Here is a 1,763-nt window from a genome sequence, read left to right on the forward strand (position 1 = left end):
TCCCCGCCCTCCCCGGTCACAGCGACCCGCACCATCACCCCGACCATGTGCGACAACAGCCCCCGCACATCGAACTCCGGACACGGCGTCCCCGCCCCGAACTGCTCATCCCGCACGGCGGCGATCAACTCCCCGACCTGAGCAGTGGCCTGGGCGTACAGGGACCGAGGGTCGACAGTCATGGACGTACCTTTCCGTAACGGCTGCTGTGTACGAGGATGCTGCCGCCGAAACCTGACACCTCCCGTCAACTTTTGCGGGATGCTGGACCGGTGAAATCCGATCGCCTCCTCTCCATCCTCCTGCTGCTCCAGACCAGGGGGCTGGTCCCCGCGCACGAGCTGGCCGACCGGCTGGAGGTGTCCGAGCGGACGATCTACCGGGACATCGAGTCGCTGTCGGCGGCGGGCGTACCCGTGTACGCCGAGCGCGGCCGGCACGGCGGCATCCGTCTGCTCGAAGGGTTCCGTACGGACGTCACCGGCCTGACCGCCGACGAGTCGCGGGCGCTGTTCGTGCTCGCGGCCCAGGGCGCGCACGAAGCCCTCGGCCTGGACTCCGCGCTCGGCTCCGCCCTGCGGAAGGTGATGGCCGCGCTCCCCGCCCCGCACCGCCCCGCCGCCGAGGTCACCAGCCGCCGCATCCTCGTCGACGCGACGCGCTGGTGGACGAACGGCGAGGCGAAACCCGTCGACCTGGGCATCCTCCAGGACGCCGTGTTCACGGACCGCCGCCTGCGCCTGAGCTACCGGCACAGCGGGACGACCGACCCCCGCACCTACACCGTCGACCCCTACGGCCTCGTCTCCAAGGCGGGCGTCTGGTACCTCGTCGCCGACCGCCGCAGCAGGCCCCAGCTCTTCCGCGCCGACCGGATCCGCTCCGCGAAGCGTCTCGCGGTCCCGGTCAAACGCCGCCCCGGCGTCGAACTCGCCGACGTCTGGGACGTGTTGAGACGCCAGGTCGAGGAACGCCCGGCCACCATCGAGGTGACCGTCCGAGTCCGCCGCGACGGCCTGGACCGCTTCCTCCGCCTCGCGGCAACCCAACTGGCCCACCCCCAGGAAGAGTTGGACCTCTCGGCGGACTGGGTCCCGGTACGCCTCAGCTACGCTCAGCTCCCCGCCACCCGCCAACTCCTCATGTTCTCCGACCTCGTGGAGGTCATCTCCCCACCGGAGGTCCGCGCGGAACTGCGCACCGCGCTCGCCTCTGTCACGGCCCTGTACCAGCGCTCGGAACACGAGCTGGGGTGAAGTGGCAGGTCAGAAGGGTGCCTTGAAAGACGCTTTGCCCGCCGGACAGCCGCCCCACAGCAGCCGCCCAACAAAGCCCCAGACGCCGTTGGTTGAGTTCAGCACCTCAGAACTCCCTCATCGTCCCTGGAGCTGTCCCTCATGAAGCGCACCCACCTGGTCCCCGCCGTGGCCCTCCTGGCACTCTCCCCGCTGGCCCTGGCCGCTTGCGGCTCAAGCGACTCGTCGTCGACGAACACCCCGGGCAACTCCACACAGCAGTGCCAGGGCCCGACGGGCATGCCGACGGGGGCGGCGCGGCCGAGCGGGGCACCGACGGGGGCGGCGAGCGGCGCGCCGAGTGGGGCCCCGACGGGCAGTCCGACGGCGATGCCGTCAGGGATGCCGACGGCGGGGGCGGCTGCGGGAGGCGGCCAGGGAGGGCAGGGCGGCGGCGGTGGCGGCGGCGGCCCGGGTGGCGCGGGGCAGGGTCAGCAGGCGCAACAGCAAGGCTGAGCAGCGGAGTTG

Annotated in this window: 2 protein-coding genes; one reads left to right on the top strand and one right to left on the bottom strand. The window is 71.6% G+C overall.

What is annotated here, in order from left to right; translation table 11 throughout:
* On the bottom strand, positions 1–182 hold a 182-nt coding region (locus AOK24_RS41650), incomplete at its 3' end, for a maleylpyruvate isomerase N-terminal domain-containing protein (protein ID WP_206191360.1).
* A 90-nt stretch (positions 183–272) separates the two neighbouring features.
* Here AOK24_RS41650 and AOK24_RS41655 point away from each other — a divergent pair.
* Positions 273–1,256, top strand: a complete 984-nt coding sequence (locus AOK24_RS41655) for a helix-turn-helix transcriptional regulator (protein ID WP_055725085.1) — start codon at positions 273–275, stop codon at positions 1,254–1,256.
* Positions 1,257–1,763 lie beyond the last annotated feature (507 nt).

The sequence above is a fragment of the Streptomyces niveiscabiei genome (assembly GCF_001419795.1).
Taxonomy (GTDB): Bacteria; Actinomycetota; Actinomycetes; order Streptomycetales; family Streptomycetaceae; genus Streptomyces; species Streptomyces niveiscabiei.